The organism is Candidatus Omnitrophota bacterium (genome assembly GCA_028699255.1).
In the GTDB taxonomy this organism is placed as follows: Bacteria; Omnitrophota; Gorgyraeia; order 2-01-FULL-45-10; family 2-01-FULL-45-10; genus FEN-1322.
This window is the reverse complement of sequence record JAQVUX010000002.1, coordinates 176,087-202,347: the sequence shown is the minus strand read 5'-3', so window position 1 is coordinate 202,347 and position 26,261 is coordinate 176,087. Positions and strand designations below refer to the sequence as shown.

The following is a 26,261-nucleotide window of genomic DNA, read 5'->3' as shown; positions in this document are numbered from 1 at the left end:
TAGCGCTCTTTAGCCACTTACCTTATCTGACCCGCTTAAACCAGGTATAAATCCTGGTAGTTTCCCCCCAAAATATAAATAGATTATAGGACGAGCGGGATATCTTGATACGTTTTATAGCATACACATCTTCCGGCAATACACCTTTTGGGTTCGTCGCTACCGCGCAGGTGTATCCGGCCTTCTCAACCGCTTTCTTGGAAACCGCATCGAAGGCACCCATAGGATAACAAAAAAGCCCCGCCTTCTTACCAAGTTTTTCTTCCAGCGTCTTACGCGATCCGTCCAATTCATCTTTAAGGAATTGCTCATCCGACTCTAAAAGCCAGATGTGCGATTTTGTATGGCTACCTATGGTTACAATCCCGGAATCGGACATCTCCTTTATTTCCGTCCAGTTCAAGAAATCCGGAGCGCCCACCCTATTGATTATTACATATATCGTCGCCGGAATATCATACTTCTTAAGAACAGGATAGGCATAAAGATAATTATTCTCAAAACCGTCGTCGAAAGTTACGGCTATCGTCTTTGATGGCGGCTTCGCTTTCTTCGATATATAGTAAGCGGCCTTTTCAACCGGAACGATATTATAATTGTTTTTCCTTAAAAACTCCATTTGCCTGGCAAATTCTTTTGGAGAGACGGAGAGCTTGCTTGTCTCGTCATCATAATCGATAGAATGATACATGAGCACAGGGACGATGTAGGTTGTTTCGTTTACAATAAATACCACTATGCCCGCCAAAATAACGGCTATGGCGGACAAAATAATTATTATTTTTTTTCTATTCTTCAGCATCCTAATACCTTTTTGTACGACTGTATAACTTTATCGCCCATAACGTCAAGCGAAAATTTTTCCGATACAAGCTTTCTCGCCGCCGTACCCATATCTTTACGCAACCGTTCGTTGTCAATGAGCGTTATTACGGCTTTGCTTATAGCGCCCGCGTTGCCAACGGGCGTAAGTGTACCGGCAGAAGGATCCCCGATAATATCGATTATCCCTCCCGCTTCGGATGCCACGCAGGCACATCCGGCGGCCATCGCCTCCAATAGCGCTATACCCAGCCCCTCTTTCACGGACGGGAACACGAATACATCCATTATAGACAATAACTTCGCCGTGTCGGAACAGGATGGAATGAAATGCACATCCTCGCCCAGGCCCAGGCCCTCGGCCAGCGATTTAAGCGAATTTTCCTCGGGACCGTCACCCACTATAATGCATTGCGCGTTAGACCGCGAAGCCAGGATTCCGGCCATCGCCTCGATGAGATACCTGTGCCCCTTCACGGGAGAAAGCCTCCCGATCGAACCGATAACAGGGCCATCCTTAAGGCCCAAAGCCTTCCTTAAGGCGATCTTTTCCGCTTCAGGAAACGTTCGGCCAAACCTTCGGGCATCAACCCCGCTGTAAATAAGTTCTACCCTGTCCGCCTCAACTCCCAGGTCATTCCTTAGATGTTTCTCTACGGCTTCGCTTATAGCTATAACCTTAGATCCCCAGGTATCGAATATTTTCCGGGAACGAAGTTTAAAATATCCGTGACAGGTCGTTATATACGGCACCCCCGTCATCCGTGACGCCAGCGCCGAGGCGACCTGAGAAACCCTGGTATGGGCATGAACAATATCGACCTTCTCCCGCCGGATTATATTCGCCAGACAGAATGCGGCGCCGATCACCTTTGGCCCGAATTCAAACTTTGTTTTTATGTCGAGCGGAATATGCCGTATGCCCGACGCGCAAAATTCATCTTTCATGCCGCCGCCGCTCGAGACAATGACCGCATCCACGCCTTTAGCCTTAAGTGTCTGTGACAGAATAAGGATGTAGTTGGTTATCCCGCCTATATTGATGTGCGTGGTTACCTGCAGAACTTTCATCCGGCACCTTCTCCCTCGGCGCTGGCCATTTCACCGGAAGGCGCCTGGCCAAGATACGGCCGCATGGCCGCGAGAACATCATCCACCGTTATCATCTTCATGCAGGCAAAATCTTTTACGCAACTCGGCTTATAACACGGACTACATCTAAGTTCGTTTTTCTTAGTTACGGCAATACATAATCCCGATGGTACCATATGCCGGAGGGGATCCGTCGGCCCGAAAAGCGCAACGCAGGGCGTGCCGACGCACGACGCTATATGTAGCGGCGCGGAGTCGGGCGTCAGATATACTTTGAAACGCCTGATAAGCGCGGCGAGCTCGAGTATAGTGGTCTTGCCCGCGGCGACGAGCGGCTTCGATTTCGAGGCCTTCGCTATCGCCTGCGCAAAATCAGCATCTCCCTCAGTACCGGTAAGGACACAGCGCATATTGTATTCTTTGGCCAAGCGATCGCATAAGAGCGCGATATTGGCAATCGGCCAATTCTTGGTAACCCAGCGTTCGGACGCCCTGACATTTATCCCCACAAGTCCCATCGAGGGTTTTATCCAGCTATCGGCAAGCAGTCGCTCGACACACTTCTCATCCTCCTCTGACGGCCAAAGCTCGAGACACTTATCCTGCGGCTTCATTCCGGCAAGCTTGAGGGTTCTGAATTGATGTTCTATAGGATCGAGGTGCGGCGCGTCGTCTTTAATACGCCTGTTCAAAAAGAACGAGAATTTTTTATTGTCATAACCATAGCGCAGTGGCGCAAAACTCAGGGCGGCCAGAATATGACTCACTTTGTTATTCTGCAGGTCTATCGCGATATCGAAACACGACCTGCGCAATTCTTTACCGAGACGCCACAATCCGACAAGGCCGCGGTGCCTTCCCCTAAGATCACACACGATCCTATCGTTGATATACGGACACCTGTCGAGAACCTCCCTCGATTGCAGTCCGACGAGAACTTTTATATTGGCCTTCGGATATTTTGCGCGTATAGCCTTCAGGGATGGGACACTTAAAATAACGTCCCCTATCGCGCTCATTTTTATGACAAGGATATTCAGACTTTCGACAGCCTCTTCATATACGGCAAGAGTCCTCTCCATCATCTTCGGCAGATTAAATTGCTCTTCCACGCGTTTACGCGCTTCGATCGCAAGGCGCGAACGTAAATTAATGTCTTTGTAAAGTTCCTGTATCTTCTCGGCCATGTCTTTAGGGTCCTGGGGCGTCGAAAGAAGTCCGTTGACCCTATCCTCAATTATATCGACCACACCACCCACCCTCGTAGCTACCACCGGCACACCGACAGCCTGGGCTTCTATAATAACCCGTCCGAAAGCTTCCGGGGTTATCGTCGCGGAGACGAGCACATCCAGGCTCTTCATTATACCCGGCACATCCTGCGTTGCCGGTAAAAACTGTATCGTATTGACAAGGCCGAGGCGGCGGATGAGAAGCTCTAAGTCTTCTTTATATTTCTCTTTCGGCGCGGCGCCCACTATCACCACCTTAAGTCGTGGTATTTGACGGCTCAATATGGATATGGCTTTTATAAAATCCGAGTGGCCTTTAAGGGGCGTTATCCTCGAGACCATCCCTACTACAAACCATTCCCGACTATGCGTAGATGGATCCCTGAAGCGGAATTTTTCCAGGTCCACCCCGCGCGGTATAAGCCGAATGCGGTCGTGCGGCACGTTAAAATTACCCGCCATGTGTTTTGCCATTATGTTTGAAGCGACTATAACGTACTTGCCCCACCCCATAGCCTCGCTCATAAGATGTTTCTTGTAATATCCGTGGGCGGTGGTTATAAAAGCACGCCCGGACATTTTTGCCGCGAAATACGCGATGAGCGCCGGGACACGCGAACGGGCATGGATCACTTCAATATCTTCCCGGCGGATTATCTCGCGGACTTCTTTTATCATCATTATAATGCTGATGAGGGATTTTTTATCGACGGGCAGACTGTAATGGCGCGCGCCGATAGAGTCGAGCTCCCGGACGAGCCGCCCTCCGCTGGAGACGGTAACGGCTTTGTGGCCGCGAAGAGTAAGGTACTTCGCGAGGTCGATCGTTCCCGTCTCAACCCCTCCGACATCCAGTGATGGCAGAATCTGTAAAATATTCATCTATTATATGAGTTTACCTTCCCTGAAGGCCCTGATATATTCGGCGCAGTACTCGTCTTTACACGCGAGAGCCTGTGATGCGCGTATGCCGGATATAACATGTTTATCGAGCGGATCGAGGATCGCGGCATCAAGGCCCGCATATATCGCCATGGATAAGAACGTCGCGTTGACCAGCCGCCTGTTCGGCAGTCCGTAGGAGACGTTCGACAGCCCGCATATCGTCTTCGCGCCCAACTCTTTTATGAGCGGTATCGAACTTAAAAACTCGACCGCCTGATCCGGCTCTGTGGCTATCGGCCTTATAAGAGGATCGAAATACAGATTATCGATATTAAACCCTTCGCGTTTGACGCGTTCATATATCTTCGCGGCCGCCTCATATCTTTCCCGGACGGTATGCGGCATGCCTTTAGCGTCCATCGTAAGAGCTATGAGCCTGGCATCGTATTTTATCGCGAGCGGTAATATCGACTTTATCCTCGCCTCGTCGCCGCTTATGGAATTGATCATAACCGGCCCATTTGACCGATGCGCCTTCAAGGCCGTCTCGATCGCAAGATAGTTGGGGCTGTCGATGCAGATACCCGCATCCTGCACTTCGCTCTGCACGACGCTTATAACCCAGTCCATATCCTGCAGTTCGTTGCCGGCAGTCACCGCGCAATTGACGTCGACATAATCGGCTCCGGCGTCGACCTGCGCGCGCGCTTCGGAAGCGATAAATGCGGCATCCCTGGCTTTTATCGCTTCCTTAATTTTTTCTTTCGTGGAATTTATACGTTCACCTATTATCATCAACATGGAAAATGCCTCCGTTATAAAACCTTACCGCCCGTACCACCGCCGGCCAACGACTTATCATAACTGGCCTCTATCGTCTTCACTAAATTCGTCAATACTTCATTTACCGGAGTGGCTATGCCGAGCGCCTTGCCCTGTCTGACCACCGCCCCGTTTATAAAATCGATCTCCGTCCTCTTTTTATTCAATACATCCTGCAACATGCTCGAGCAATTAGCGAACGTAGCCTTGCAAACCGATTCCACCTTCTGTATCGGATCGTCGTATGCGAGTTTTATCCGCTTGCGCTTTACGACCTTCGCCGCTTCCTGCACAGCGCCGCGCAGGATGGAACGCGCCTCTTCATATTCCGTCACCCGGCCGTTATTCAAGCGCGTTACCGCGGTGAGCGCGTTTATCCCTACGTTTATTATAAGCTTGCCCCATATCACCGAATCGATATCTTTCGATATCTTCGTCTCAAAACCTGCCTTATTCAGAACCTCCTGCAGACTGCGCAAACTTCCCGACAGCTTACCATCCGCCTTACCTATGATCGTCTCTCCTTTGCCGGCGTGCCTGACACGTCCGTCGGATATTAAGGTCGCGCCGTGATTGGTTATTCCGGCTATCACTCTCTCGGGCCCGAAATAATCGTTTAGTATCTGGACATTACCTATACCGTTCTGCAAGGTCACGACGAATGTCTTCTCACCGACCATCTCTTTAATATCCTTGCAGGCGTCTTCCGTCGAATAACTCTTCACGCATATTAAAACAAAATCGCATATGCCTATCTCTTTCGGATCGGATGTAATATTCACCCGCACCTGGTGACTGCCGCTTAAACCCTCTATTTTAATACCGCTGTCCTTTATGCGCATGGCGCGCTCTTTGGAATTATCACATAACCAGACGTCTTCTTTAGTTTTATTCTTTACGTGACCGGCTATAAGACATCCCAGGGCGCCCGGCCCTACGATCGCTATCTTCATCCGCCACCTCTCAGGTATTACTTATATTTTTTTCAGTTTTTTTATTTCTTCTTCTTTGATGGTGAACGTGTGCTCCGCGGCCGGGAACGCGCCGCGTTCTACCTCTTCTTTGTATTTCTTTAATCCTTCCAGGATCGAGTGGGAGAGCTTTACATACTGTTTTACGAACTTCGGAACGAATCTGTCAAAAAGCCCGACCATGTCGTTCACTACAAGAACCTGCCCGTCGCAATGTTTGCCGGCGCCTATGCCGATAACCGGTATCCTGACTTTTTCCGCAACCAATTTCCCCACCAGTTCCGGCACGCATTCGAGGACGATACCGAAACACCCCGCCCTCTCAAGTTTAATCGCCTGATCAACGAGGTTTTTGGCGTCGTGGGCTGTCTTTCCCTGGATCTTAAACCCGCCCAGTTTCGATATCGTCTGCGGCGTGAGCCCTATGTGCCCCAGCACCGGGATACCCGCATTTACTATCGCTATAGTAGCATCGATCACTTCATCGCCACCCTCGAGCTTTACGGCATCGCAGAGCGCCTCTTTCATAAAACGGCCCGCGTTCCTGACCGCCTCCTCCTTCGAGACCTGATAAGACATGAACGGCATATCGCCGACTAAAAACGCGTATTTCGTACCGCGCCTGACCGCTTTCGAATGATGTATCATCTCATCCATCGTAACGGGTACGGTAGAATCGTACCCCAGCACGACCATGCCGAGCGAATCGCCGACGAGTATCACATCGATACCCGCCTCATCGACAAGCCGCGCCATCGGATAGTCGTAAGCGGTCAACATCGTTATCTTCTTACCTTCGATTTTTTTATTTTGAAGATCTGTTATCATTATCTTCCTGCGTTCCATTATTGTCTCCTCGTATTTTGCGTGTCCGCCTTGACTATTTTTCCCGATCTCACGGCAAACACTTTATCCTGCCCGGTTACAAGACTGATCGCGAGCCGCCCAGAAACATCGTCAAAAGCTATCCGCTTCTGCCACTGAAAACCTGCGAGCGCGCGAACCAGTTTTTTAGGATCGCCGCATAGGTCGCCGATCGTATATTTTTTCACAAGCTTGCCTTTACTGTAAAAAGCCACCGCAAGCTGTGCCATATCCGGCTTATCGTTTATTGCAACCACACTCTTCCTGCCTATTCTTACTAAATGAACGCCATCCGATGAAATATGCACGGTCGGGGAATACCAGTTCACGCTCCAAAAGCGCTTTGCCGGTTCGCCTGCCTTATACAGGCCGGAGCGATCATATTTATCTTTAAGCGTATCGACCCTGCCTTCTTTGTCCGGCGATTTTGCGAGCATTACAAATATGTATTTACCGTTCGGGCTCAACTGTTCATACGAGCGCTCCTCGTACGCTATAGCCGTGCCCGCAAGCGTAGCCATCATTGCTACAGCCACGATCGCAATTATCGTCAATCCCATCCATTGTCTCATCGCCCACCCGCTTTCTTTCTATTTTTTTCTGTATGCGCCCAAAAACGAATCGCAATATATCGCCTTATTCAGGACGAGTTCAGCCGTGATCATTGCATCCATCAATTCCTTATCAAGCGGATCGAGTATCGCGGAGGTAAGCCCGTTCGCTATCGCCATAATGAGGAACGTCCGGTTGACGAGCGGACGGAACTTCGTGCCCTGCGACACATTCGACAGTCCTATCGTCGTATTCGGCGGCGGATCGCACAGGAGGCGGAACTCCCGTATTGACTCAAGGACTTCGCGGCCCTGCGCCTGCGCAACGTTTACCGGCAGGACTATCGGGTCGAGAAATAAGTCCTCGGTGTTAATACCGAACTCCATCGCCTTCGCCACTATCGCCGCCGCAAGCTCCAGCCTCTTATCTTTCGAATTCGGGACGCCGGTTTTGTCCATAGCGAGCCCTATCACTTGCGTATTATATTTTTTCGCGAGGCCGAATATAGATTCCATCTTCGCCTCATCCGCGCTCGTCGAATTTATTATCGCGCGTTTCGAGACAAGTTTCAAACCCTCCTCGATAACGTCCGCCTTCGTGGAGTCGAGCGCGAGCGGTACCCGGACAACAGCCTGAATGACCTCGATGAGCCACTTCATGTCGTCCTTTGGATTTTTCGAATACGGGCCTGTATTCACGTCAAGCACAGAAGCGCCGGAGTTCACCTGATCTGTAGCCAGATGCTGGATAACATCAGTCTCTCTATTAGCTATCGCCTTACCCACATCTTTATACATCCCGTTTATGAGCTCACCTATCACTATCACGGTTGACCCCTTTCATTCATGGCGCGCGCTATGTACACGGCTATAGCCTTAGCGGCGTCCGGATGGCGCATCACCAGCATATCGGCACCGGCCTGCAGCATCGGAACCGCCGTAGCCAGCTCCCAGTTGATCCCCTGGCCCACCGTCGATTCCTTCGCCTCTTTCGTCTTCCAGGCTTCGCTTCCCACAAAAAGTATGAACGGCATTGCCAGCATTCTGTCGCCCATAAAAGCGGCAAGGCGGGCGCGCTCCATTATCGAATATACGTATTCCATGCCGTAACCTAAAGATGTCGTGGTCGGATGCATCACGATCCTGGACGGGTCAAATCCCATATCGGTTATAAGTATATTAACCTGCTTGGCGATATTTATATCGATTGGCGATTCGGCTATTATCGAATGCCCGTCCGCCAGGCACGTGGCGGCGAGCGTTTTGTAATTATTCTGCGTCGCGATCCCAAATAGGCAGTTCAATCCTTTTACCGCCTGGCTTACTTTAGGCAAAAGGTCGTTATCGATCTCATCGTCGCCGCAACCGGTGATTATGAGCGGAACGGCCGCTTTCTTTGCTATCGTTTTTACCAAAGAAGCGATATGGCCCGCGTCCTTCTTCCCCCAATCCGGATGGGCGCTCTGCAAACGCAAAGAAAGCGCCTTAGCGCCAAAATCTTTTACGGCCTTTTCCGCCCATTTAACCGGATCTTTTATGCAATCGCCATATGAGGCTTTAAGCTGGTCCGGCCAATCGGCAGGTTCGCAATCCCATATCTCCAGCGCCACTACCGGCGCGTTCGGCATGGTACCCTCATCGAATAAAAACGGCATCGTCGATTCGCCGCCTATCTTGATAATGTTCGCGCCGTCGCCTATCACTACGGTATTGATGGGATTGGAATACTTTTCTTTAATGAAGTCCATTATCATGCCTCTTTTATTAATTTGTTAAATATCTCTTCGATCTCTCTTTCTACCGCCGCGCTATTAAACTCAAATATTGCCTTATTTGAGACATTCCACTCAACTATCTCCTCGTCGTAAGGCATACTGCCCGCGACGTCTAAACCCGTCTTCTCTATCTCAGCGGCGAGCGGCGCGAGCGGCCCGGAGACTTTATTGACCACGAGATATGCGCCGTCGAATTTTATACCGAGCTCTTTGGCAAGCGTATATATGCGCGCGGATGAGCGAATGCCCGGTATCGAGTAATCGCTTACAATGAGGAGTTTGCTCATCTTAGCCGTCGTCCGGCGGGAAATATGTTCCATACCCGCGGCATTATCTATTATCACAAAATCGTAACCTTTTGTGATGTCTTCTATTATCCCGCGCAAAAGGTTATTAACGTAACAGTAACATCCGGGCCCCTCGGGCCTACCCATCACCAGGAGATCAAACCCGCTACCTTCATTGACCGCCTCCTGGACGCGCATTTCTATAAACCTGTCTTTCGTAATCCCCGCGGGTATCTTTAAAAGGTTCTTCGATATTGTTTCGCATGTTCCGACTATCGTATCCGGCGCGGTCATTCCGAGATTATCGGCCAGGCACGAATTCGGATCCGCGTCTATCGCCAGGACTGAACCGAGGCGCCCGGCCACAATATGCTTAACTAAAAGCGCCGCTATGGTCGATTTGCCCGTGCCTCCTTTGCCGTTCACCGCTATGACCGTATTGATGGAAACCTCCATAAATCTGTGTGCGGAAAAAAGAGCGACGCGACATACTCATCCATGTATGACGGCTCGGCGCTCAGGTCGATATAGGTTATATTCCTGTATATTTTGTCCGTCTCGGCGAATGCGGAGGATGAAACGAGCGACATCCTCGCCCCGGCCAGAGACGAATTCCCAACAAAATCGTAAACATCCCTGGGAACATCCGGTAAGAGCCCTATCGCTATAGCATTCTCGATATTAAGATAATTGCCGAATCCGCCTGCAATAAATATCTTCTTCACATCCTTGATATCCTTACCCACTTTAGCCATCAGGGCCATTATGGCGCTGTATATCGCCCCCTTGGAGCGCTTTATATTCTCGATATCGTCATTATCTATTATTATGTCCTTGCCCGTACCTGTCTCCGACGCAAAAGCAACGACAAATTCCGTAACTGTTTTCCCCTGGCGAATCCTGTCCGACTTCATAACCTTATTTATCCTGCCGGCCTTGTCTATAATGCCGCGTTTCAGCATCCGGCACAAGAGATCTATATAACCGGAGCCGCATATCCCGAGCGGCCTGACGCCGCCTATGGTACCGCACCGCACGTTCAGGCCGGCGTCGATATCCACCTTCTGGATCGCGCCGGAAACCGCCTTCATGCCGCAACTAAGCCCACTACCTTCGAAGGCCGGCCCCGCGCTTGCGGAGGCGCCAATCATCCATTCTTTATTGCCGAGCACTATCTCGCCGTTAGTCCCTATGTCCGCCAATAACGACAGATCGTCGGAATCGTGTATCCCGCAGGCAAGAACACCCGCCACTATATCGCCGCCTATGTATGTGCTGACGCCGGGCATGAATAACATTAGCCCTTTCGGGTTCGCCTCAATACCCGCTTCCGCCGGATGCATCGACTGAAACGTGACAGAAGCCGGGATATGCGGCGGCCGCCTGATGCCGGACGGATCTATTTTTAGAAAAAGGTGCATCATCGTCATGTTGCCCGCGCACGTTATGGCATCGATATCCGTGAAATTGATATTGCGCGTCCGCGCCAGATCTTCTATGATTTCGTTCATGTTCGAAACAACCGCCTGGTGCATCTTCTCGAGCCCCTCAGCGCTCGACGCCAATATTATCCGCGTTATCACGTCACTGCCATATGCGGCCTGTTTATTGAAAGCTATGCGGCTACCGAGTATCTCGGATGTGTTAAGGTCGATGAGCTGACCCGCTACCGTCGTCGTGCCGATATCGAACGCGAACCCGTAGCTTGCGGCGCTGGTATCGCCCGGCTCTACAGAGAGGATCTCGGCCTGCCCCTCTCTACAGCCTACGGTAACGGTCACCGCGAAATCGCTATCGCGCAGGCACTCGCCGAGAAATTTGACGGTCGCCAGCTTCGCCGAGATGTGCACCCCGTCCATCTTAGAGGCAAGTTCCTTCGATATGCGCTCCAGGTCGCTCAAATTATCGTCATCGGTCGGGCCCTGTAGTTTCATGTATATCTTGCGGACTACCGGAGAATGCTTATACGCCTTCTCCCTTTTTAAAATAATGCCTTTGGTGAACTCTTCCGCGGACGTCTTTACACTTTCGCGCGCCTCGAGCGATTCCTTGGGAACATTTACTACAAGGTCACGGTCGACTATCACCTGGCACGCGAGCACCGTCTTGTCTTTTATCCCGACTTTACATTTACCGCACAGGCCTTCGCCGCCGCAGGATGCGTTTAAAAATACACCCGCTTTTATTGCCGCGGTCAGAAGGTCGGTTCCCTGCGCTATTCGCACACTTTTAGCAACCGGCTTCTTGAATATAAAAAAACCGCGGGAGAGAATAAAATTTACGTTAAATTCTTTCACTTATTTCCAGTTCCTCAGATAATTCGGTATCCCGGACGCTTCCCTCGGGCCCACCGAAACTTTCCACCCCGAAACTTCTTCGAGTTTTCCGCTTAATACCGAGACGTATCCGGGTATAATAACTTTTTTATGCGAGACTATTCCTTCGATACCGCTTTTTTTGAGAACATCGGCAATGCTCTCCGCGGTGAACTTCTCCGCCGCCCACGCGGTCAGAACCGACATCCCCTCCGAATCACAGCATATTATGTACGCAGGCACCTTGCTCGACTCTACCTCCCCCGCAACGGTAAAATAAGTTATCGAGAAATTCGTCGTTACGACAACTGGGGAATCTTTCGTGACCTTGCCTATCTCGTATATCTTCGGCTCCACCTGCACCGGCTTCTGCGGATCCTGATAAACGTCCTGTCGGGCTACAAGAAGAGGAAATACAAACTCTTTCGCGGTATTCTTCATTATAACGATGCCGGCATACTTCAAAACGTACGATATCGCCTCGGCCAGCTCCATCTCGGCCGAAGGCTCATCGGTAAACGCAAGTACAGGATACCCGAGCGCGCGGATACTCTTCTTAAGCGCCGCTCTGCGGGCGTAAGTGAAATCCTGTATTTTACCGGAAAAGCTACTATTCTTCATAGAAATAACTATCTCTTCGACGCCCGCCTTCCGCGCGATATCCGTCAATTGCGCCGCGTCATCCAGGCCCGTACATGTAACCGCCAGAGGGCATTGACTATCTTTGGCAATCTTCGCAAATTCCGCCGTACGAAGCGCATCGGACGCGATAAGAAGCGGCCTGGCGTCCCTGATCTGGGCGAGCGCCTCTATCGCCGCGGCAGGTTCGGACGTCTCCAAAGCCAGGGGTAAGCCACCGGACATAGAAACCTTTTTAACCACAAGCGCAAAAGTTTCTTTGTTTTTCGAGGAGTTTCTCACGCATATTAGATTGGCCGATATTACCTGGCCGACCCTTTCGAATACGAGAGCTTTTATCTCCTCGATCTTTTTATCGATATCGGCGGGTAAGGCCGTATCCTCTATAAGAAATCCGACCGCCGCAGGATGGTAAAACTTCTGCTCATGCCTGTACATCACCGTCTCGTTGCCTATCTCGATCTTTCGCGCGCCAACGCCTATCGTAACGAGCCTGATCGGCGGTTGGGCGGCGCTCTCGAGAGCCGCGCGCGCGTCCTGCGTAACATGCGGGCATTTTGCGAGCGAAGCCTTCTTCTGGGCGAGCGCCATGGCAAACGCCAGGCATGTCGCGAAACCACAATCCTTGCAATTGGTTTTTGGTAAAAGTTTATATATATCCAGTCCTGACAACGCCATCCGCTCTTCTCCTTATGCGATCCCAACTTTGCTGATTACGGCTCTATATTTATACTGTTTCGCGCTATCGGTAGGCGGCTCGGTAAAAACCCTGTATCCTACGGATTCCGTGCCGCGCGTAATGCCGGGAATTATCTTTTCGATCTTTTGCGTTATCGCATCCGCTTCGTCCTGTATCGGCACGGCCCTATTGAGCGGATGCTGGGTCACGTAGATAACAACCGGTATGAGTTTACCATTGGTAAATTGAATATCCAGGCCGTATATAGCGGGCATATCCTTAACCCAGGTCGCCTTCACAGGAAATTTATACTTTCGGGATGTCTCTGCCGCGCCCGCGGCGAAAAAATCCCGCATCTGCGGCTCTTTTTCATATTGGAGGAATGGCGCGGGGCGCATAAACGTATCGATAAGCTGCATCCGTTGCATCGCCGGCACATCCCAGCCGTTCTCATACATCTCCCTGGCCTCCGCGTACCATTGAACCGGCGTTTTGCCTCCCACGCGGTACGTGCCGAGATGGAAAGTGTGCAGGCGCCACGCGTCTGCCTTTTTCATATAAACGAAACAGAGCGCAAGATCTTTAAAATTACTCTTAGAGATAAGGAATGACATGTACAAAGGCCCTTTGCCGGCGTCGACATTCATAAGAAAATTTTCGCCGTCCGCGCCCGGCAAGGTAACCGTAACCGTCCCCGAGCCTTTCACGTCAATGAGGTATTCATGCAGCATATCAAACCCGGTACCTTTCGCGAGCTCACCCATCTTATCGTATGCCGCTTTTACGTTCTCCTCGAGAGCTTTATCGGCCTTCCCCTCGTCGACGAACATCTCCATCATAACGGCAGGCTTGTTGCTCTTCATGCTTTCAAAGAGAGTGTTATTTATATCGCGAATCGCGTTACGCGTATCCGGCATTATCTCGTTATCGATCTGCATCGAGATTACCGGCTCACCGCAAAAACCCGGACAGGCCGTCGAAATAATAATCCCTGCAAAAATTGCCGTCATAAATATTTTTATCGTTTTCATTTTTTAGCTCTTTGTTAATATTCCGCGAAACATAAAAAACACAGCCGCGACGATAAAAATCGCCGCCCATATATAATCTTTTTTAAACCCTTCTTTCATATAAAGTATCGAGAAGGGTACAAAGATGGATAGGGTTATTACCTCCTGGAGTATCTTCAGCTGTCCCAGATTCATCACCTGATGGCCTATCCTGTTCGCCGGAACCTGTAAAAGATATTCAAAGAGCGCGATGCCCCAGCTTATAATGGCCGCAACGATCCACGGTTTATCATTGTAATTTTTCAGATGGCCGTACCACGCAAACGTCATAAATATATTACTGCAAACCAGCATCGCCGTTGTAATAATAACCTTGTTCATTTTAACCGCCTACTCCTTTTCAAATTAATTTTATACACCCTTAGGCTTGCGCGGGATAATCATCCATATGAGGATATACCCTATAACGCCGAGGCCGAACGACAAAAGGGCGATCAGTATAAAGATCACTCTGATGAGCGTCGGGTCGAGATCGAAATATTCTCCGAGCCCTCCGCATACCCCGCCGATCTTCTTATTCGTGTCCGACAAATATAGTTTCTTCATCACTACCTCCGGTAAATTTTTCGCTTCCTGTCGGAGGAAGACCCGCAGGGATTCGTGCCGAGCGGGGCGTAAAAATTGCGAGGCAACGTCCGAGCAATTTTTCTCGAGCGAAAATTTTGCATGGTCAAAATTTTCGCGTCCACGCGAGGCATGAATCCTGAAAGGGTCTTCCTTCCAGGACGAAAAATTTAGATTAAGAACCAATGTATATCAGCCCATCGACCTCGGAGGTTATCTCATGAAAAATAGATGACCAATCTACGAGGTTATCTCGCTTTACATCAGCGGATCCATCGCCAGCGCCGGATGACCGACTTTCTGCAGATATTCGACCAGCGCGGCGGAATCGGTCGCGATCGTCTCATCAGCGATCTTGTCAAACAGCTCCGGGGACCCGAGTTCTTTACAGCGCGCCTTCAATTTATCGCTAAGTACCTCTTTGAGCTCTTTCGGCATCCACACGACCCGTTTTAACCCGCCCTCGGCCGAGATGAACTTCCTGCTGGCCACGTATAATCTGCCCACACCCAGGAACCCCGGGGTCTGGTTGCCGCCGCCCACCGTCCCGGCAAGCGTCGTAAACTTCATCCCCACCGGCGTCTCGCCCGCGTACTCCCTGTTTACGATCATGACACCGTTGGCTTCCGGGACTATCGCCACGATACACTCGAAACAGCCGCACGAGGTCATGGGCGAATCCATGATCGAATACGCCGCCATCTGCGAGGTATGCTGATGAGAAGCGGTAAACACAAAATCATTCACGCCTTTCCAGAAACCTTTCGCCGCGTCGATCGCATTACCCTTCTTTATCGGCTGGTTGCCGCCGGTCGGCGTAATTTCGTGGGCGGCCTTCGCGTCGAGCCATGAATATGCGCCGCACAGTCCGAGCCGCTCGGGACTCACAACGCAGACGTGATCCGGCGCGAAACTCTGGCAAAGCGTACAGCTGTAGAATGTATCGACCGACTCATCCGTCATTCCCGCGAGCCGTTCGTCCCTGGCCACAAAAGCCCGCCTGGCCTCCGGCAGAAGCGCCATCACTTCCTTCTCGTCAGTATATATCGTAACCTGGGCTTTATCGACTATGGCACCGTATTCGTCGTGGAGCTTGGCCACTAAGATATCACCCAGATGGTGCATCTTGAAACCGGCCTTCTTTGCGTCCTTTGATATGCGGATCCAGTTCATGTCGCGCTGGCCCATATGAAATACGCCCATGGCGTAATTTAGAAATTTGTGTATCTGCCGTTCGAGTATAGGCTCGTAATCAACCGACATCTTCCTGCCCGTAACGTCGATCACCAGCGCCAGCGGATAATTTGAACCTTCCTGCATCCGGTCGATCTCGGGGCCTATGACCGTAACTTTACCGTCTTCGACCTCGGAGGTTTTTTTCATCCGCAGGTATTCGAAGGCGGGCGAATACTTCGCGCCGAATTGCGCGAACATATTCTCTTTCCGGACGCGCTCGCCCTCAAAAGCGGCCGAGAACGGTACCGGTATGGGGATCTGCGCGACTTTTACTTTTATGCCGCGCACCTCTACGGCCCTCTGGACTATTTTTTTATAATCCTTCTCTTTAACAAGGCACTCTTCGTGAGCGCACACTCCCGGAACACGCACTTCGGGAAGATCGAGATCGGTTATGATCGGCACTCCCGCCGCGATGGCGCCCGCGCCCGTCGCCGCCTTCACCTCATCGACTCCGCCCAAAAGCATGACGAACGCCGGCACCCTGTCTCTGACGTAATCGACGCACGCTTTCGCGTTGCCCGCCTTGATGCCGCCGAATGAGAGCGCCGCCCTTATCGCGAAGTTGAGGACGTAGACGATCGACAATGTGTCGCGGCCGTAAGGCACCACATAACTGTCGAGCCCCATCTGAAGGCCGCCTTCTTTCAACTGGTCTATAATGCTGACACCATCGACATTACCGCCCAAGAGTGTCAGTATGTTACGTTTCTGCAGGTCGCGCACTATGCTAACGGCGATCGCCGAGTCCGGCGCGCGGCCCAGGATGACCGCGATGCCGGATATCCTTCCGTCGACTAATTGTATCCCGAGCGAACGCAGTATCGTGTCCGGGAAGAACCCCGGGCAGTCTTTTTGCGGCTCCTGGCCGTAAACGTATTTCAAAGCCGAGATGAGTTCCTCGCAAAGTATGGCCGCCACACCTGCATTGAGCGAATCTTTAAGGAATGTGCCCCATGCGTCTTCGGAAGGCACGTCCTTTATAACAAGCGTCTTAGCCGCAGACAGTATCTTTTCAGCATCGGCTACCGTCTTCGTTTCGAGCCCGAGAAGCGCGTTAGCCAACGGGAGATAGAATGCTGTTTCCGGAAATGCGACCGCCTGCGCGGGGCCTTTTTCTTTTTTTGCCCTGCCCAATAACGCATCGGCCTGCGCAATGACCTTTTTCGCGCCTGAGACCATCAATCCCGCTACTGTTTTTATAGTTATCTCCGATGCTTTCGACATCGCGTTCTCCTGTTTTTCGAAATTCTACAATCCAGCGGCATCCAATATCGCCGGTACTTTCTTATCCCATCCGATCGGCATTATATGTATGCCCCGGCAGAGGGGCTTGAGATCTCTGATGAGACGCGCCGCAATCTCGATAGACTTCGCCGATTTATCTTTTGTCGTCTCCATCTCGTTTATGAGAGCATCGGGAACGAATACCCCGGCAACGTTCTTATTCATGTATTTCGCCATGCCCGCGGACTTTAAAATCACGATTCCCGCAAGCACGGGTATTTTTATATGTTTCGAGGCGTCTAAAAATCTTTTGAAAAGATCGATGTCATATACCGCCTGCGTCTGAAAAAATTGTGCGCCGGCTTCTACTTTCTTCTCCATCTTTATTATCTCGGGCTCGAGCGGATCGGCGCCTGGATTGACGACCGCGCCGATACAAAACTCAGGCGCGCCTTTCAGCGCGTTGCCCTTCATATCCTTCCCGCCTTCGAGTGTTTTAGCGGCCTGTATGAGCTCGACGCTATCGAGGTCGAATACCGGCTTCGCTTCGGGATGGTCGCCGAGCGTAGGGTAATCGCCCGTCAGGATTAGGACGTTCTCTATCCCGAGCGCACCCGCGGATAAAAGATCCGACTGGAGCGCCAGGCGATTCCGGTCGCGGCAGGTCATCTGCAATATCGGCTCGATGGCCATATCTTTTAAAAGTTTACATACCGCGAGCGAACCGACCCTCAAAACGGAACTCTGCAGATCGGTAACATTCATAGCGTCGACACGGCTTTTTATGAGCTCCGCGTCTTCGAACATCTCTTTTAAATCGATGCCTTTAGGTGGTCCTATCTCGCTGGTAATTACGAAACTGCCCTGTTTTATCTTTTCACAGAATGTCATTTAACCTGCCCCTTAAATAATTCTACGGTATTTCGCATGAGTATCGTGGTGGTCAACGGCCCTACCCCCCCGGGAACCGGCGTAATATACGCGGCTTTATCCGCGGCGCTGTCAAACTCGACATCGCCGAGTATCTTATCGCCCGCTCGATTTATGCCGACGTCTATCACTATCGCTCCGGGTTTTATCCATTCGCCCCTGACTACTCCCGCCTTCCCGACCGCGACCACCAATATCTCGGCGCGCCTTATGTGCTCCGGCAGTACCCCGCGCTTGCTCGTAGCTATGTGGCATACCGTGGTCGTCGCGAACTTACTCAATAACATCATCGCCAGGGGCTTACCGACTATCTCGGAATGCCCGACGATAACCGCTTCTTTGCCATAGAGATCCGCTTTTATCGAACCTAAAAGCTCCATGACCGCCATCGCCGCGCACGGCCCGATATTGTACTGCCCCAGCAATATCCTGCCGAGGTTCTGCGGATGCATGCCTTCGGCATCTTTCCCGGGCGATATCAGGTTCACCAGACGCTTGGCGTCGATACCTTTCGGCACCGGGAGTTGAAGTATGACGGCGGCAATACCCGGATCTTTATTTAAATCTTTTATCAATTTTTCCGCCTCCGCCTGGCTCGTCAAATCGGCAACCGTCCTAAGCTCGTAGTCTATGCCCAGCGATTCGGCCGCTTTCTTTTGCGCCTTCGCATATACGGCAGACGAAGCATTTACGCCTATCTGGAGCGCCAAAAGCTTCGGCGCCATCCCCCGCTCTGCCTTCAAAACCTCGACTTCGGATTTTATTTTAGCCCCCAACCTTTCGGCTATCGGCTTACCCTCTAATAATATTGCCGCCATTTCTCCCCCTGAGCTAAACGCTATTTTATAACTTCCTCACACATTTCCAATATCTCTTCTTTTAATTCCGGCAGAGACTTTTCCAGAGGCGAAAGCTCTTTGTGGATATTGCCGATAAAATCAATGTCTTTTATATATTTCAAATTTATGTACACGTTAAACTTCGCGGAAAAAAATGCTCCTTCGAGAAGTATCGCGGCTATCGCGGTATCTGTTATCAAATTCCTGTTCCCGCATTCCGCAATTTCCTTACATATCCCGAGCGCTTCCGCGGATATCCTGCACATCTCTAGCGGCGGGGTGATCGCATCCTTATAAAGCCCGTCCGGGGCCTGAGAACCTTTGGGTGAATTTTTTATTCCGTCGCATAATTTTTCATACGCGGACACGTCTTCATCGACCAGCGCCAGAAGCCGGGTACGATACGCCTCAGCCTTCTTCAGAATAACGGCTACTTTATCCTCATCCGATTTATATTTCGGGTTACCCACCGTATAGTTCGCTACCATAGAAATAAGAGCGGCTCCTATCGCCGCGGAAAGCGCGGCCGCGCTTCCGCCGCCCGGCGCGGGGCGCCTGGCCGCAAGGTCATCCAGATAATCACGTAGCGGCTTTTTATTGTACATATTTAAGCCTCCCCTTCGCATCTATGTCGACATGCTCCCCCACCGGCCTTGACGGTAAGCTGGGCATGGTCATTATGTCTGCGCACAATGCGTAGAGAAATCCGGCGCCTGCGGACGGCTTCACGTCACGCACCGGCAGGATGAAATTTTTAGGGGCGCCCTTGATCTTCGGATCATGCGACAACGACAGGTGCGTCTTCGCCATGCAGATGGGAAGTTTCGCCAACCCGAGTTTCTTGTAAAGTTTTATATCTTCAGCGGCGGTCTTTTCAAAATGTACGCCGCGTGCGCCATATATCTTCCGCGCTATCATGCCTATCTTCTCTTCGATCGGCATAACATCCGGATATAGAAAATTAAATTTTCCGTTTGCCGAGCACGCATCTTCGACCGCTTTGGCCAACTCCACTCCGCCGCGGGAGCCGTACCTGTGAACTTCGCTCTGGACGCAACTGAAGGCGCCCGCTTCAAGCGCCTTCTTTTTAATAAGTTCAATTTCGCGGTTGGTGTCGGAGGCAAACCTGTTGATCGCGACGATACAAGGGATACCGTATATCCGGACGTTCTCTATCTGCTTTTCGAGATTTGCCAGGCCCAACTCAACAGCGTCAAGATTCTCCACGGAGAGTTCGCGACCTAATGGCCTGCCCACGACCATATCGAATAATCCGGAATGTATTTTCAGCGCCCTGACCGATGCTACGAGCACCGCGGCCGATGGTTTAAGCCCGCTCGCCCTGCATTTTATATTGACGAATTTTTCGAGGCCGCAATCCGCGCCGAAGCCCGATTCCGTTACGACGTAATCGGACAGCCCGAGCGCCACTCTATCGGCAAGTATGGAACTGTTGCCGTGCGTAATATTGGCAAACGGGCCGGTATGTATAAAAACCGGGGTATTCTCTATCGTCTGGACGAGATTCGGGTTGATCGCGTCCGTGAGTATCGCGGCCATGGCGCCGGCGACCTTTAAGTCATCGCATGTAACCGGCCGCCCCGACTTATTCAGCGCGACTATTATTCTGCCGAGCCGTTTTCTCATGTCAGGCATTGACTCGGCGAGCGCGAGAATAGCCATGATCTCGCTTGCGGCGGTTATGTCGAAGCCCGTATCGCGTTCGACGCCCGACTCCTTCCCGCCTATGGCTATCCTGATATTCCTAAGCGCCCTGTCATTGACATCGAGTACGCGGCGCCAGAAAATCCTGTTAATATCTATGTTGAGTTTATTCCCTCGGTAGAGGTGGTTATCGAGGAACGACGCGGCAAGATTATGCGCCTGCGTAACCGCATGGATATCGCCTGTCAGATGCAGATTTATATCATATTCCGGAGCTACCTGCGAATAACCACCCCCGACCCCGCCGCCTTTTACACCAAAGAAAGGCCCCATGGACGGTTGTCTCAGGCACGCTATAGACCGTTTCCCAAGACGATTGAGCGCCATCGAAAGACCGATCGTCGTAACGGTCTTCCCCTCGCCCAGATGCGTAGGCGTTATGCCGGTAACTACGATGTACTTAGACTTTTTTTTCGGTTTTAAGGACGTGAGAATATCTATGGAGACTTTGGCTTTGTGGCTTCCATAAGCCTCGATATATCTGCCGGGTATGCCGATACTGCCGGCTATCGCTGATATCGGCTTCAACTTCGCTTCCGCTGCTATTTGAACATCGCTCTTCATCGTAAGCCCGCTATCGTAGCTATTATATTATATTGTTAATTGAAGGAAATATTATTATAAGGTTAAGTCAGGATTATATCAAGGGTTTTTTGACTGAAATGGCGGCTTCTTTGACAGGTTGGTAGCTGTATCGATGTATCGGGGACGGCCCAAAGCGGCTTAGGGCCTCTTTATGCAGGCGCGTGCCATAACCTTTATGACGGGCAAAACCGTACTGAGGGTACTCTTTGTGGTAATCGACCATGATCCGGTCGCGCGTAACCTTGGCCACTATGGATGCGGCGGCCACGGACATCGACTTCGAATCGCCCCGAACAACGCATAGAACCGGACACTTCGCGGTAAGTTTCATTTTACCGTCCACTATGATGTGATCGGGCGGGATATCGAGGTTTGCAATGGCGATCTCCATCGCGCGTAAAGTCGCGCGATATATGTTCAATTCGTCGATCGCTTTTTCATCTACGATGCCGACGCCGACAAAGGCCTTTTTGAATATCTCATCGTAGGCCTTTTCACGTTTTTTTTGCGATAATTTTTTCGAATCGTCTATCGTGCAGGTAAAATCGAGGCTTTTCAGTATGACAGCGCCGGCAATAACAGGCCCGGCGAGCGGGCCGCGGCCCGCTTCGTCTACACCGGCTATTGTCAGACAACCCGAATTACTCAGCCGCCTTTCGATCTTGAGGAGCCGGCGGTTGTTCGGCGATGTGCGTGATCTTCTCATCGACTTTCGTATCTTTCCCTACTTTTCGCTTCAGGTAATAGAGTTTAGCCCTATTCACATCGCCCTTCTTCACGATCTTGATCTTGTCGATCGAGGGAGAATGTATGGGGAATACCATTTCAACGCCTTCGCCGTACGACATCTTGCGCACAGTGAATGTTTCGGTAAGCCCTGAACCGGCGCGCGCTATGACTATGCCCTCAAATGTCTGGATACGCGCTTTTCCTTCTTCAACGATCTTCATCTGAACGTCAACCGTATCGCCAATACTGAACTGTGAGATCTCCTTCTTCAGGAATTTCGCCTCAACGAGTTTGATCATATTGTTATCCATTGTTAGTCCGCCTTTCCATGTTTACTTTTTACACCAATCAACAAATCCGGCCGGCGCTCTTTTGTTCTCTTCAGCGCCTCAGCCATTCGCCACTCTTCTATCTTTTTATGGTCGCCGCTTAAGAGTACCTGCGGGACCTTCTTTCCTTTAAATTCCGCGGGCCTCGTATATTGCGGATATTCCAAAAGCCCTCTTTCAAAAGATTCCGACACTATCGATTCATCGTCACCCAAAACGCCCGGTATCAGCCGGACTACCGCATCCATAAGCGCCATCGCGGGTATCTCACCGCACGTCAGGACATAATCGCCGATCGATACTTCTTCGTCGGCCATCTGCCTTATCCGCTCATCTACGCCTTCGTAGTGGCCGCATATCAGGATAAGCCGTTTTTCTTTCGCAAAACGTTTCGCGGTCTTCTGGTCGAACCGTTTACCTTGCGGCGTCAAAAGCACTATCTTTGCCGCGCGAGCTTTGCCTTCCGGGCTTTTTTTCAATTCCTCGAGCGCGCGCCAGACCGGCTCTATCTTCATCACCATTCCGGGCCCGCCGCCGAACGGTTTATCGTCCGCACTGCGATGGGCATCCGACGTCCAATCACGTAAATCCCACACCCTTATCCCGGCAAGACCCTTCTTCTGCGCGCGGTGCAATATCGATTCGCCGAGCACGTTCTCGAACATTTTCGGGAATAGCGTCAGGATATCGATTAACATCTTGTTATACTTTTATACCCTGTTTCTTCAGAAGCGTCCTCACTGCCGGTGATGGAAGCGCGCCTACTCCAAGCCAATATTCCGCTCTCTCTTTTTTAACCTTTACCGTAGCGGGATTAGTCTTCGGATCATAGTAACCAAGATACTCTATGGGCTTTCCGTCCCTTGCCCTCGTTTTTTCTATCACCACTATCCGGTGGACCGGCTTTTTAAGTGCCCCTGTCCTCGTCAATCTTATTACTGCTGGCATTATCTCCTCCGATTTGTTATTGTTTCACTCTGTCAAATCGTCCCGCCTATAATTCAAATCCCGGCGAGACTTTACTTTCTACTTTTCTTTCTCTCTCCACACCTTCGCCCCGAGGGAGCGGAGCTTCGCTTCTATATTTTCGTATCCTCTATCGAGGTGGTATATCCTGTGAACATCCGTCCTGCCCTTGGCCACAAGTCCTGCCAAAACCAACGCGGCCGACGCCCTGAGATCCGATGCCATGACAGGAGCGCCGCTCAAATTTTTTACGCCTTTCACTATAGCGCTGGCACCTTCCAACAATATCTCGGCGCCCATCCTGCTCAATTCGCTTATATGAATAAATCTCTCGGGATATATCTTCTCGGTTATGACGCTTATTCCGTCGGTCACCGTCATCAAACTCATGAACTGCGCCTGCATGTCCGTCGGAAAACCCGGATACGGCAGTGTCGTTATATCCATCGGCTTCAATCTTTTGGTGTAACGTACCCGCAATCCGGAAGCAGTCTTTTTTATTTCAAGCCCCGCTTCGGTAAGTTTATCTATCAAAGCGACCATATGATCGGCTGAAGCGCCCTTCAGTGTAATATCGCCCTTTGTTATCGCCGCGGCCAATATGTAAGTGCCGGTCTCGATCCTGTCGGAAATAACATGATGCTCCGCGCCGTGCAGTTTCTTTACGCCTTCGATAATGAGCGTATGCGTTCCCACGCCTTTTATCTTAGCGCCCATATTAACGAGAAAATTGGTAAGGTCTACGACCTCCGGCTCGCAGGCGGCATTCTCTATCACCGTCTCGCCCCTGGCGAGCGTGGCCGCCATCATCGTGTTAGCGGTGGCCAGCACGCTCGAGCCGAAATGCCCGCCCAAATAAACGTTGCCGCCCCGAAGACGCTTGCCGTCGGCGATTATGTAACCGCGTTCGACTTTTATATCCGCGCCCAGCGCCCTCAAACCCTTAATGTGCAGGTCAATCGGCCTCGGGCCTATAACGCACCCGCCGGGAAATGAAACCTCCGCCCTTCTCTGTTTGGCCAGAAGCGGCCCCAACACACAGACTGAGGCGCGCATCGTGCTGACGAGCTCATAAGGCGCCGCGTACTTTTTGTAACCGTGCGGCTCCACCATAACCGTCGAACCATCCTGCTGAACCCTGACGCCGAAGTTCTTCAGTATCTTCAGCATCGTCGACATATCCCGCAGGGCCGGTATATTGTGTATGACCGATTTCTCGTCGGAGAGTAACGCCGCCGCGAGTATCGGCAGGCACGCGTTTTTGGCGCCGCTTATTGTTACGGCTCCTTCCAGACGCCTGCCGCCTTCGATTACGAGCTTATCCATTTGGCGATAATGACCCTATCGATATCGTTAAAATCTTTTTTCGTTTCAATTACCTCAAAACCACCCGACGTTATTATCTTCTTTATTTCGCCGGCCTGGCCGAAACCTATTTCAAAAATGATATGCGCGCCCAAGTTCATGTGTCCGGGTGCGTCGGAAATTATTCTGCGGTAAAGATCAAGCCCATCGGCGCCGCCGTCTAAAGCTATCCTGGGCTCTTTCAAAACCTCTTTCTGCAATGTCTCGAATTCGAATCCGGCTATGTAAGGCGGATTCGATACGATGATATCTAATTTTCCGGTGATATTATCGAATAGATCGCTTTGAACGAACTCTATTTCCCGCAAAACACCGTGCCGCCCGGCATTGATCCGGGCAACATCAAGCGCCTTGGCGGAAATATCGGAAGCGACTATTGTACAACCGGATACGCTTTTTGTCAATCCCTCAGCGCGTCCACCTTCGGCGGCCTTGCCCGGGATTGATGGTGAGCGGAGTCGAACCATCAATCCAATCGCTATGTTGCCGGATCCGGTACAGAGATCGAGTACCCGCACAGCGCTATGTTTTTCGGAAATTAACTTTACCGCTTCCTCGACTAAAAGCTCGGTCTCCGGACGCGGTATCAGCACGTCTTCATTGACAATAATATCCAGGCCGCAAAACTCCGTATGGCCGATCATGTATTGAATTGGGGTAAAGGGTTCCATAGTCTTCATGCCGCCGCGGCCTTTATTTTAAGCTTCTTTTCTTCCGCTTTCAGGGCGGCGACCAGTTCACCCATCTCGCCTTCGAGGACGTCCTCCATATTATGCGCGGTAAATCCTATCCTGTGGTCTGTGATGCGCCTGTCCGGAAAATTATATGTCCGTATCTTCTCCGACCTGTCGCCCGATCCGACTTGCGCGCGCCGGGCCTGCGACATCTTCTTGTCCTGCTCGGCCTGCCTTGCGTCGAAAAGACGCGCCCTGAGGACGCGCATAGCCTTCGCTTTATTCTTAAGCTGAGAGCGTTCGTCCTGGCATGTGACAACCATCCCCGTCGGTAAATATGTCAACCGCACCGCCGAGTCGGTCCTGTTTACGCCCTGCCCACCTGCGCCGCCCGAGCGAAATACGTCTACTTTCAGATCTTCGGGTTTTATATCGATCTCGACCTCTTCAGCCTCAGGCAACACCGCCACCGTTGCGGCGGACGTATGTATCCGCCCCGACGCCTCGGTCTCGGGAACGCGTTGCACCCTATGCGTCCCGCTCTCGAATTTCATGTCGCCGTATACATTCTTGCCTGAGATGGAAAACACTACTTCCTTGTAGCCGCCTTTTTCGGTCGTGCTGGAATCTATCAGCTCCACCCTCCAGCCTTTTTTTACGGCATATTTCGAGTACATGCGCAGTAGGTCTCCGGCAAAGAGCGAAGCTTCAAGCCCGCCGGTACCGGCGCGGATTTCCACGATAATATCACGATCGGAACCCGACTCCTTCTCGAGCAGAAGCTCTTCTATCCGGCCCTCAGCTTCTTTCACATCCTTTTCGAGTTTGCGCCGTTCTTCTTCGGCGAGTACGAGAAACTCCTTATCCTGTGCCTGAGCTTTGTCGGAAAGCACTTTTTCGAGATCCGCAACATCTTTCGACGCCCTCAGATAATCGTTGTGCGCGCTTATTATCGGAGTAAGCCCGGCGAGTTCTTTCGCCAGCGCCTGATATTCCGGCGCGTTTGCGATAACTTTGGGGTCCGCCAAAAGCTCGTGCAGCTTATCGTACCGCTTCCGCTTCTCTTCTATTACCTTCGCGAAAACCAT

27 protein-coding genes are annotated in these 26,261 nt (G+C 51.3%); all 27 read right to left on the bottom strand.

Annotated features, from left to right (window positions below; all coding sequences use genetic code 11):
• Positions 1-22: 22 nt before the first annotated feature.
• Positions 23-802, bottom strand: a complete 780-nt coding sequence (locus PHS46_02690; protein ID MDD3905420.1) for a polysaccharide deacetylase family protein — start codon at positions 800-802, stop codon at positions 23-25.
• Entirely contained in the window at positions 796-1,893 is a 1,098-nt protein-coding gene (locus PHS46_02685) for a glycosyltransferase family 4 protein (protein ID MDD3905419.1), read from the bottom strand. Before PHS46_02685 ends, PHS46_02690 begins: the two co-directional genes overlap by 7 nt.
• Positions 1,890-4,028: a glycosyltransferase gene (locus tag PHS46_02680; GenBank protein MDD3905418.1), complete on the bottom strand. Its 2,139-nt coding sequence runs from the start codon at positions 4,026-4,028 to the stop codon at positions 1,890-1,892. The genes PHS46_02685 and PHS46_02680 overlap by 4 nt, the downstream gene beginning before the upstream one ends.
• Positions 4,029-4,031: 3 nt before the next feature.
• Positions 4,032-4,832: a dihydropteroate synthase gene (locus tag PHS46_02675; GenBank protein MDD3905417.1), complete on the bottom strand. Its 801-nt coding sequence runs from the start codon at positions 4,830-4,832 to the stop codon at positions 4,032-4,034.
• Between the two features lie 14 nt (positions 4,833-4,846).
• Positions 4,847-5,806: a 2-dehydropantoate 2-reductase gene (locus tag PHS46_02670; protein MDD3905416.1), complete on the bottom strand. Its 960-nt coding sequence runs from the start codon at positions 5,804-5,806 to the stop codon at positions 4,847-4,849.
• A gap of 21 nt (positions 5,807-5,827) precedes the next feature.
• A complete protein-coding gene (gene panB, locus PHS46_02665) occupies positions 5,828-6,670 on the bottom strand; it encodes a 3-methyl-2-oxobutanoate hydroxymethyltransferase (GenBank protein ID MDD3905415.1) in 843 nt (280 codons plus the stop codon).
• A complete protein-coding gene (locus tag PHS46_02660) occupies positions 6,670-7,260 on the bottom strand; it encodes a hypothetical protein (GenBank protein ID MDD3905414.1) in 591 nt (196 codons plus the stop codon). The genes panB and PHS46_02660 overlap by 1 nt, the downstream gene beginning before the upstream one ends.
• A gap of 18 nt (positions 7,261-7,278) precedes the next feature.
• Positions 7,279-8,067: a dihydropteroate synthase gene (locus tag PHS46_02655; protein ID MDD3905413.1), complete on the bottom strand. Its 789-nt coding sequence runs from the start codon at positions 8,065-8,067 to the stop codon at positions 7,279-7,281.
• Complete coding sequence (locus PHS46_02650; GenBank protein ID MDD3905412.1) at positions 8,064-8,987, bottom strand: acetyl-CoA decarbonylase/synthase complex subunit delta; 924 nt, start codon at positions 8,985-8,987, stop codon at positions 8,064-8,066. Before PHS46_02650 ends, PHS46_02655 begins: the two co-directional genes overlap by 4 nt.
• Before the next feature lie 2 nt (positions 8,988-8,989).
• The gene (locus PHS46_02645; GenBank protein ID MDD3905411.1) at positions 8,990-9,727 is read right to left on the bottom strand and encodes an AAA family ATPase; all 738 of its coding nucleotides are present in this window, start codon (positions 9,725-9,727) and stop codon (positions 8,990-8,992) included.
• A gap of 2 nt (positions 9,728-9,729) precedes the next feature.
• The gene (locus PHS46_02640; protein ID MDD3905410.1) at positions 9,730-11,598 is read right to left on the bottom strand and encodes an ASKHA domain-containing protein; all 1,869 of its coding nucleotides are present in this window, start codon (positions 11,596-11,598) and stop codon (positions 9,730-9,732) included.
• Positions 11,599-12,933, bottom strand: coding sequence for an acetyl-CoA decarbonylase/synthase complex subunit gamma (acsC, locus tag PHS46_02635; GenBank protein MDD3905409.1), 1,335 nt, complete (start codon positions 12,931-12,933; stop codon positions 11,599-11,601). It abuts the gene before it with no gap.
• 12 nt (positions 12,934-12,945) lie between these two features.
• Entirely contained in the window at positions 12,946-13,965 is a 1,020-nt protein-coding gene (locus PHS46_02630; GenBank protein MDD3905408.1) for a hypothetical protein, read from the bottom strand.
• 3 nt (positions 13,966-13,968) lie between these two features.
• Positions 13,969-14,325 carry a DMT family protein gene (locus tag PHS46_02625; GenBank protein ID MDD3905407.1) on the bottom strand — a complete coding sequence of 119 codons (357 nt, stop codon included), beginning with the start codon at positions 14,323-14,325 and terminating at the stop codon, positions 13,969-13,971.
• 30 nt (positions 14,326-14,355) lie between these two features.
• Positions 14,356-14,550: a PspC domain-containing protein gene (locus PHS46_02620; GenBank protein MDD3905406.1), complete on the bottom strand. Its 195-nt coding sequence runs from the start codon at positions 14,548-14,550 to the stop codon at positions 14,356-14,358.
• 276 nt (positions 14,551-14,826) lie between these two features.
• Entirely contained in the window at positions 14,827-17,031 is a 2,205-nt protein-coding gene (acsB, locus tag PHS46_02615; GenBank protein MDD3905405.1) for an acetyl-CoA decarbonylase/synthase complex subunit alpha/beta, read from the bottom strand.
• A gap of 24 nt (positions 17,032-17,055) precedes the next feature.
• A complete protein-coding gene (locus PHS46_02610) occupies positions 17,056-17,922 on the bottom strand; it encodes a methylenetetrahydrofolate reductase (GenBank protein ID MDD3905404.1) in 867 nt (288 codons plus the stop codon).
• Positions 17,919-18,779 carry a bifunctional 5,10-methylenetetrahydrofolate dehydrogenase/5,10-methenyltetrahydrofolate cyclohydrolase gene (locus PHS46_02605; protein ID MDD3905403.1) on the bottom strand — a complete coding sequence of 287 codons (861 nt, stop codon included), beginning with the start codon at positions 18,777-18,779 and terminating at the stop codon, positions 17,919-17,921. The genes PHS46_02610 and PHS46_02605 overlap by 4 nt, the downstream gene beginning before the upstream one ends.
• 20 nt (positions 18,780-18,799) lie before the next feature.
• The gene (locus PHS46_02600) at positions 18,800-19,405 is read right to left on the bottom strand and encodes a cyclodeaminase/cyclohydrolase family protein (protein MDD3905402.1); all 606 of its coding nucleotides are present in this window, start codon (positions 19,403-19,405) and stop codon (positions 18,800-18,802) included.
• Complete coding sequence (locus PHS46_02595; protein MDD3905401.1) at positions 19,395-21,089, bottom strand: formate--tetrahydrofolate ligase; 1,695 nt, start codon at positions 21,087-21,089, stop codon at positions 19,395-19,397. The genes PHS46_02600 and PHS46_02595 overlap by 11 nt, the downstream gene beginning before the upstream one ends.
• Positions 21,090-21,162: 73 nt before the next feature.
• A complete protein-coding gene (locus PHS46_02590) occupies positions 21,163-21,816 on the bottom strand; it encodes a ribonuclease HII (protein MDD3905400.1) in 654 nt (217 codons plus the stop codon).
• Positions 21,752-22,150, bottom strand: coding sequence for a 50S ribosomal protein L19 (gene rplS, locus PHS46_02585; protein MDD3905399.1), 399 nt, complete (start codon positions 22,148-22,150; stop codon positions 21,752-21,754). The genes PHS46_02590 and rplS overlap by 65 nt, the downstream gene beginning before the upstream one ends.
• A 2-nt stretch (positions 22,151-22,152) precedes the next feature.
• Entirely contained in the window at positions 22,153-22,866 is a 714-nt protein-coding gene (gene trmD, locus PHS46_02580; GenBank protein MDD3905398.1) for a tRNA (guanosine(37)-N1)-methyltransferase TrmD, read from the bottom strand.
• Between the two features lie 4 nt (positions 22,867-22,870).
• On the bottom strand, positions 22,871-23,116 hold the full coding sequence (rpsP, locus tag PHS46_02575) for a 30S ribosomal protein S16 (GenBank protein ID MDD3905397.1): 246 nt from the start codon (positions 23,114-23,116) through the stop codon (positions 22,871-22,873).
• A 78-nt stretch (positions 23,117-23,194) separates the two neighbouring features.
• Positions 23,195-24,460 (bottom strand): UDP-N-acetylglucosamine 1-carboxyvinyltransferase, encoded by a 1,266-nt coding sequence (gene murA / locus PHS46_02570; GenBank protein MDD3905396.1) that lies wholly within the window; start codon positions 24,458-24,460, stop codon positions 23,195-23,197.
• Complete coding sequence (prmC, locus tag PHS46_02565) at positions 24,445-25,179, bottom strand: peptide chain release factor N(5)-glutamine methyltransferase (GenBank protein ID MDD3905395.1); 735 nt, start codon at positions 25,177-25,179, stop codon at positions 24,445-24,447. The genes murA and prmC overlap by 16 nt, the downstream gene beginning before the upstream one ends.
• A complete protein-coding gene (prfA, locus tag PHS46_02560; GenBank protein MDD3905394.1) occupies positions 25,176-26,261 on the bottom strand; it encodes a peptide chain release factor 1 in 1,086 nt (361 codons plus the stop codon). The genes prmC and prfA overlap by 4 nt, the downstream gene beginning before the upstream one ends.

Bases quoted from the DNA above. Each gene is read 5' to 3' on its own strand.
- PHS46_02690 (MDD3905420.1), bottom strand. From the start codon at position 802: ATGCTGAAGAATAGAAAAAAAATAATAATTATTTTGTCCGCCATAGCC.
- PHS46_02685 (MDD3905419.1), bottom strand. From the start codon at position 1,893: ATGAAAGTTCTGCAGGTAACCACGCACATCAATATAGGCGGGATAACC.
- PHS46_02680 (MDD3905418.1), bottom strand. From the start codon at position 4,028: ATGAATATTTTACAGATTCTGCCATCACTGGATGTCGGAGGGGTTGAG.
- PHS46_02675 (MDD3905417.1), bottom strand. From the start codon at position 4,832: ATGTTGATGATAATAGGTGAACGTATAAATTCCACGAAAGAAAAAATT.
- PHS46_02670 (MDD3905416.1), bottom strand. From the start codon at position 5,806: ATGAAGATAGCGATCGTAGGGCCGGGCGCCCTGGGATGTCTTATAGCC.
- panB (MDD3905415.1), bottom strand. From the start codon at position 6,670: ATGGAACGCAGGAAGATAATGATAACAGATCTTCAAAATAAAAAAATC.
- PHS46_02660 (MDD3905414.1), bottom strand. From the start codon at position 7,260: ATGAGACAATGGATGGGATTGACGATAATTGCGATCGTGGCTGTAGCA.
- PHS46_02650 (MDD3905412.1), bottom strand. From the start codon at position 8,987: ATGGACTTCATTAAAGAAAAGTATTCCAATCCCATCAATACCGTAGTG.
- acsC (MDD3905409.1), bottom strand. From the start codon at position 12,933: ATGGCGTTGTCAGGACTGGATATATATAAACTTTTACCAAAAACCAAT.
- PHS46_02630 (MDD3905408.1), bottom strand. From the start codon at position 13,965: ATGAAAACGATAAAAATATTTATGACGGCAATTTTTGCAGGGATTATT.
- PHS46_02625 (MDD3905407.1), bottom strand. From the start codon at position 14,325: ATGAACAAGGTTATTATTACAACGGCGATGCTGGTTTGCAGTAATATA.
- PHS46_02620 (MDD3905406.1), bottom strand. From the start codon at position 14,550: ATGAAGAAACTATATTTGTCGGACACGAATAAGAAGATCGGCGGGGTA.
- acsB (MDD3905405.1), bottom strand. From the start codon at position 17,031: ATGTCGAAAGCATCGGAGATAACTATAAAAACAGTAGCGGGATTGATG.
- PHS46_02610 (MDD3905404.1), bottom strand. From the start codon at position 17,922: ATGACATTCTGTGAAAAGATAAAACAGGGCAGTTTCGTAATTACCAGC.
- PHS46_02605 (MDD3905403.1), bottom strand. From the start codon at position 18,779: ATGGCGGCAATATTATTAGAGGGTAAGCCGATAGCCGAAAGGTTGGGG.
- PHS46_02600 (MDD3905402.1), bottom strand. From the start codon at position 19,405: ATGTACAATAAAAAGCCGCTACGTGATTATCTGGATGACCTTGCGGCC.
- PHS46_02595 (MDD3905401.1), bottom strand. From the start codon at position 21,089: ATGAAGAGCGATGTTCAAATAGCAGCGGAAGCGAAGTTGAAGCCGATA.
- PHS46_02590 (MDD3905400.1), bottom strand. From the start codon at position 21,816: ATGAGAAGATCACGCACATCGCCGAACAACCGCCGGCTCCTCAAGATC.
- rplS (MDD3905399.1), bottom strand. From the start codon at position 22,150: ATGGATAACAATATGATCAAACTCGTTGAGGCGAAATTCCTGAAGAAG.
- trmD (MDD3905398.1), bottom strand. From the start codon at position 22,866: ATGTTAATCGATATCCTGACGCTATTCCCGAAAATGTTCGAGAACGTG.
- rpsP (MDD3905397.1), bottom strand. From the start codon at position 23,116: ATGCCAGCAGTAATAAGATTGACGAGGACAGGGGCACTTAAAAAGCCG.
- murA (MDD3905396.1), bottom strand. From the start codon at position 24,460: ATGGATAAGCTCGTAATCGAAGGCGGCAGGCGTCTGGAAGGAGCCGTA.
- prmC (MDD3905395.1), bottom strand. From the start codon at position 25,179: ATGAAGACTATGGAACCCTTTACCCCAATTCAATACATGATCGGCCAT.
- prfA (MDD3905394.1), bottom strand. From the start codon at position 26,261: ATGGTTTTCGCGAAGGTAATAGAAGAGAAGCGGAAGCGGTACGATAAG.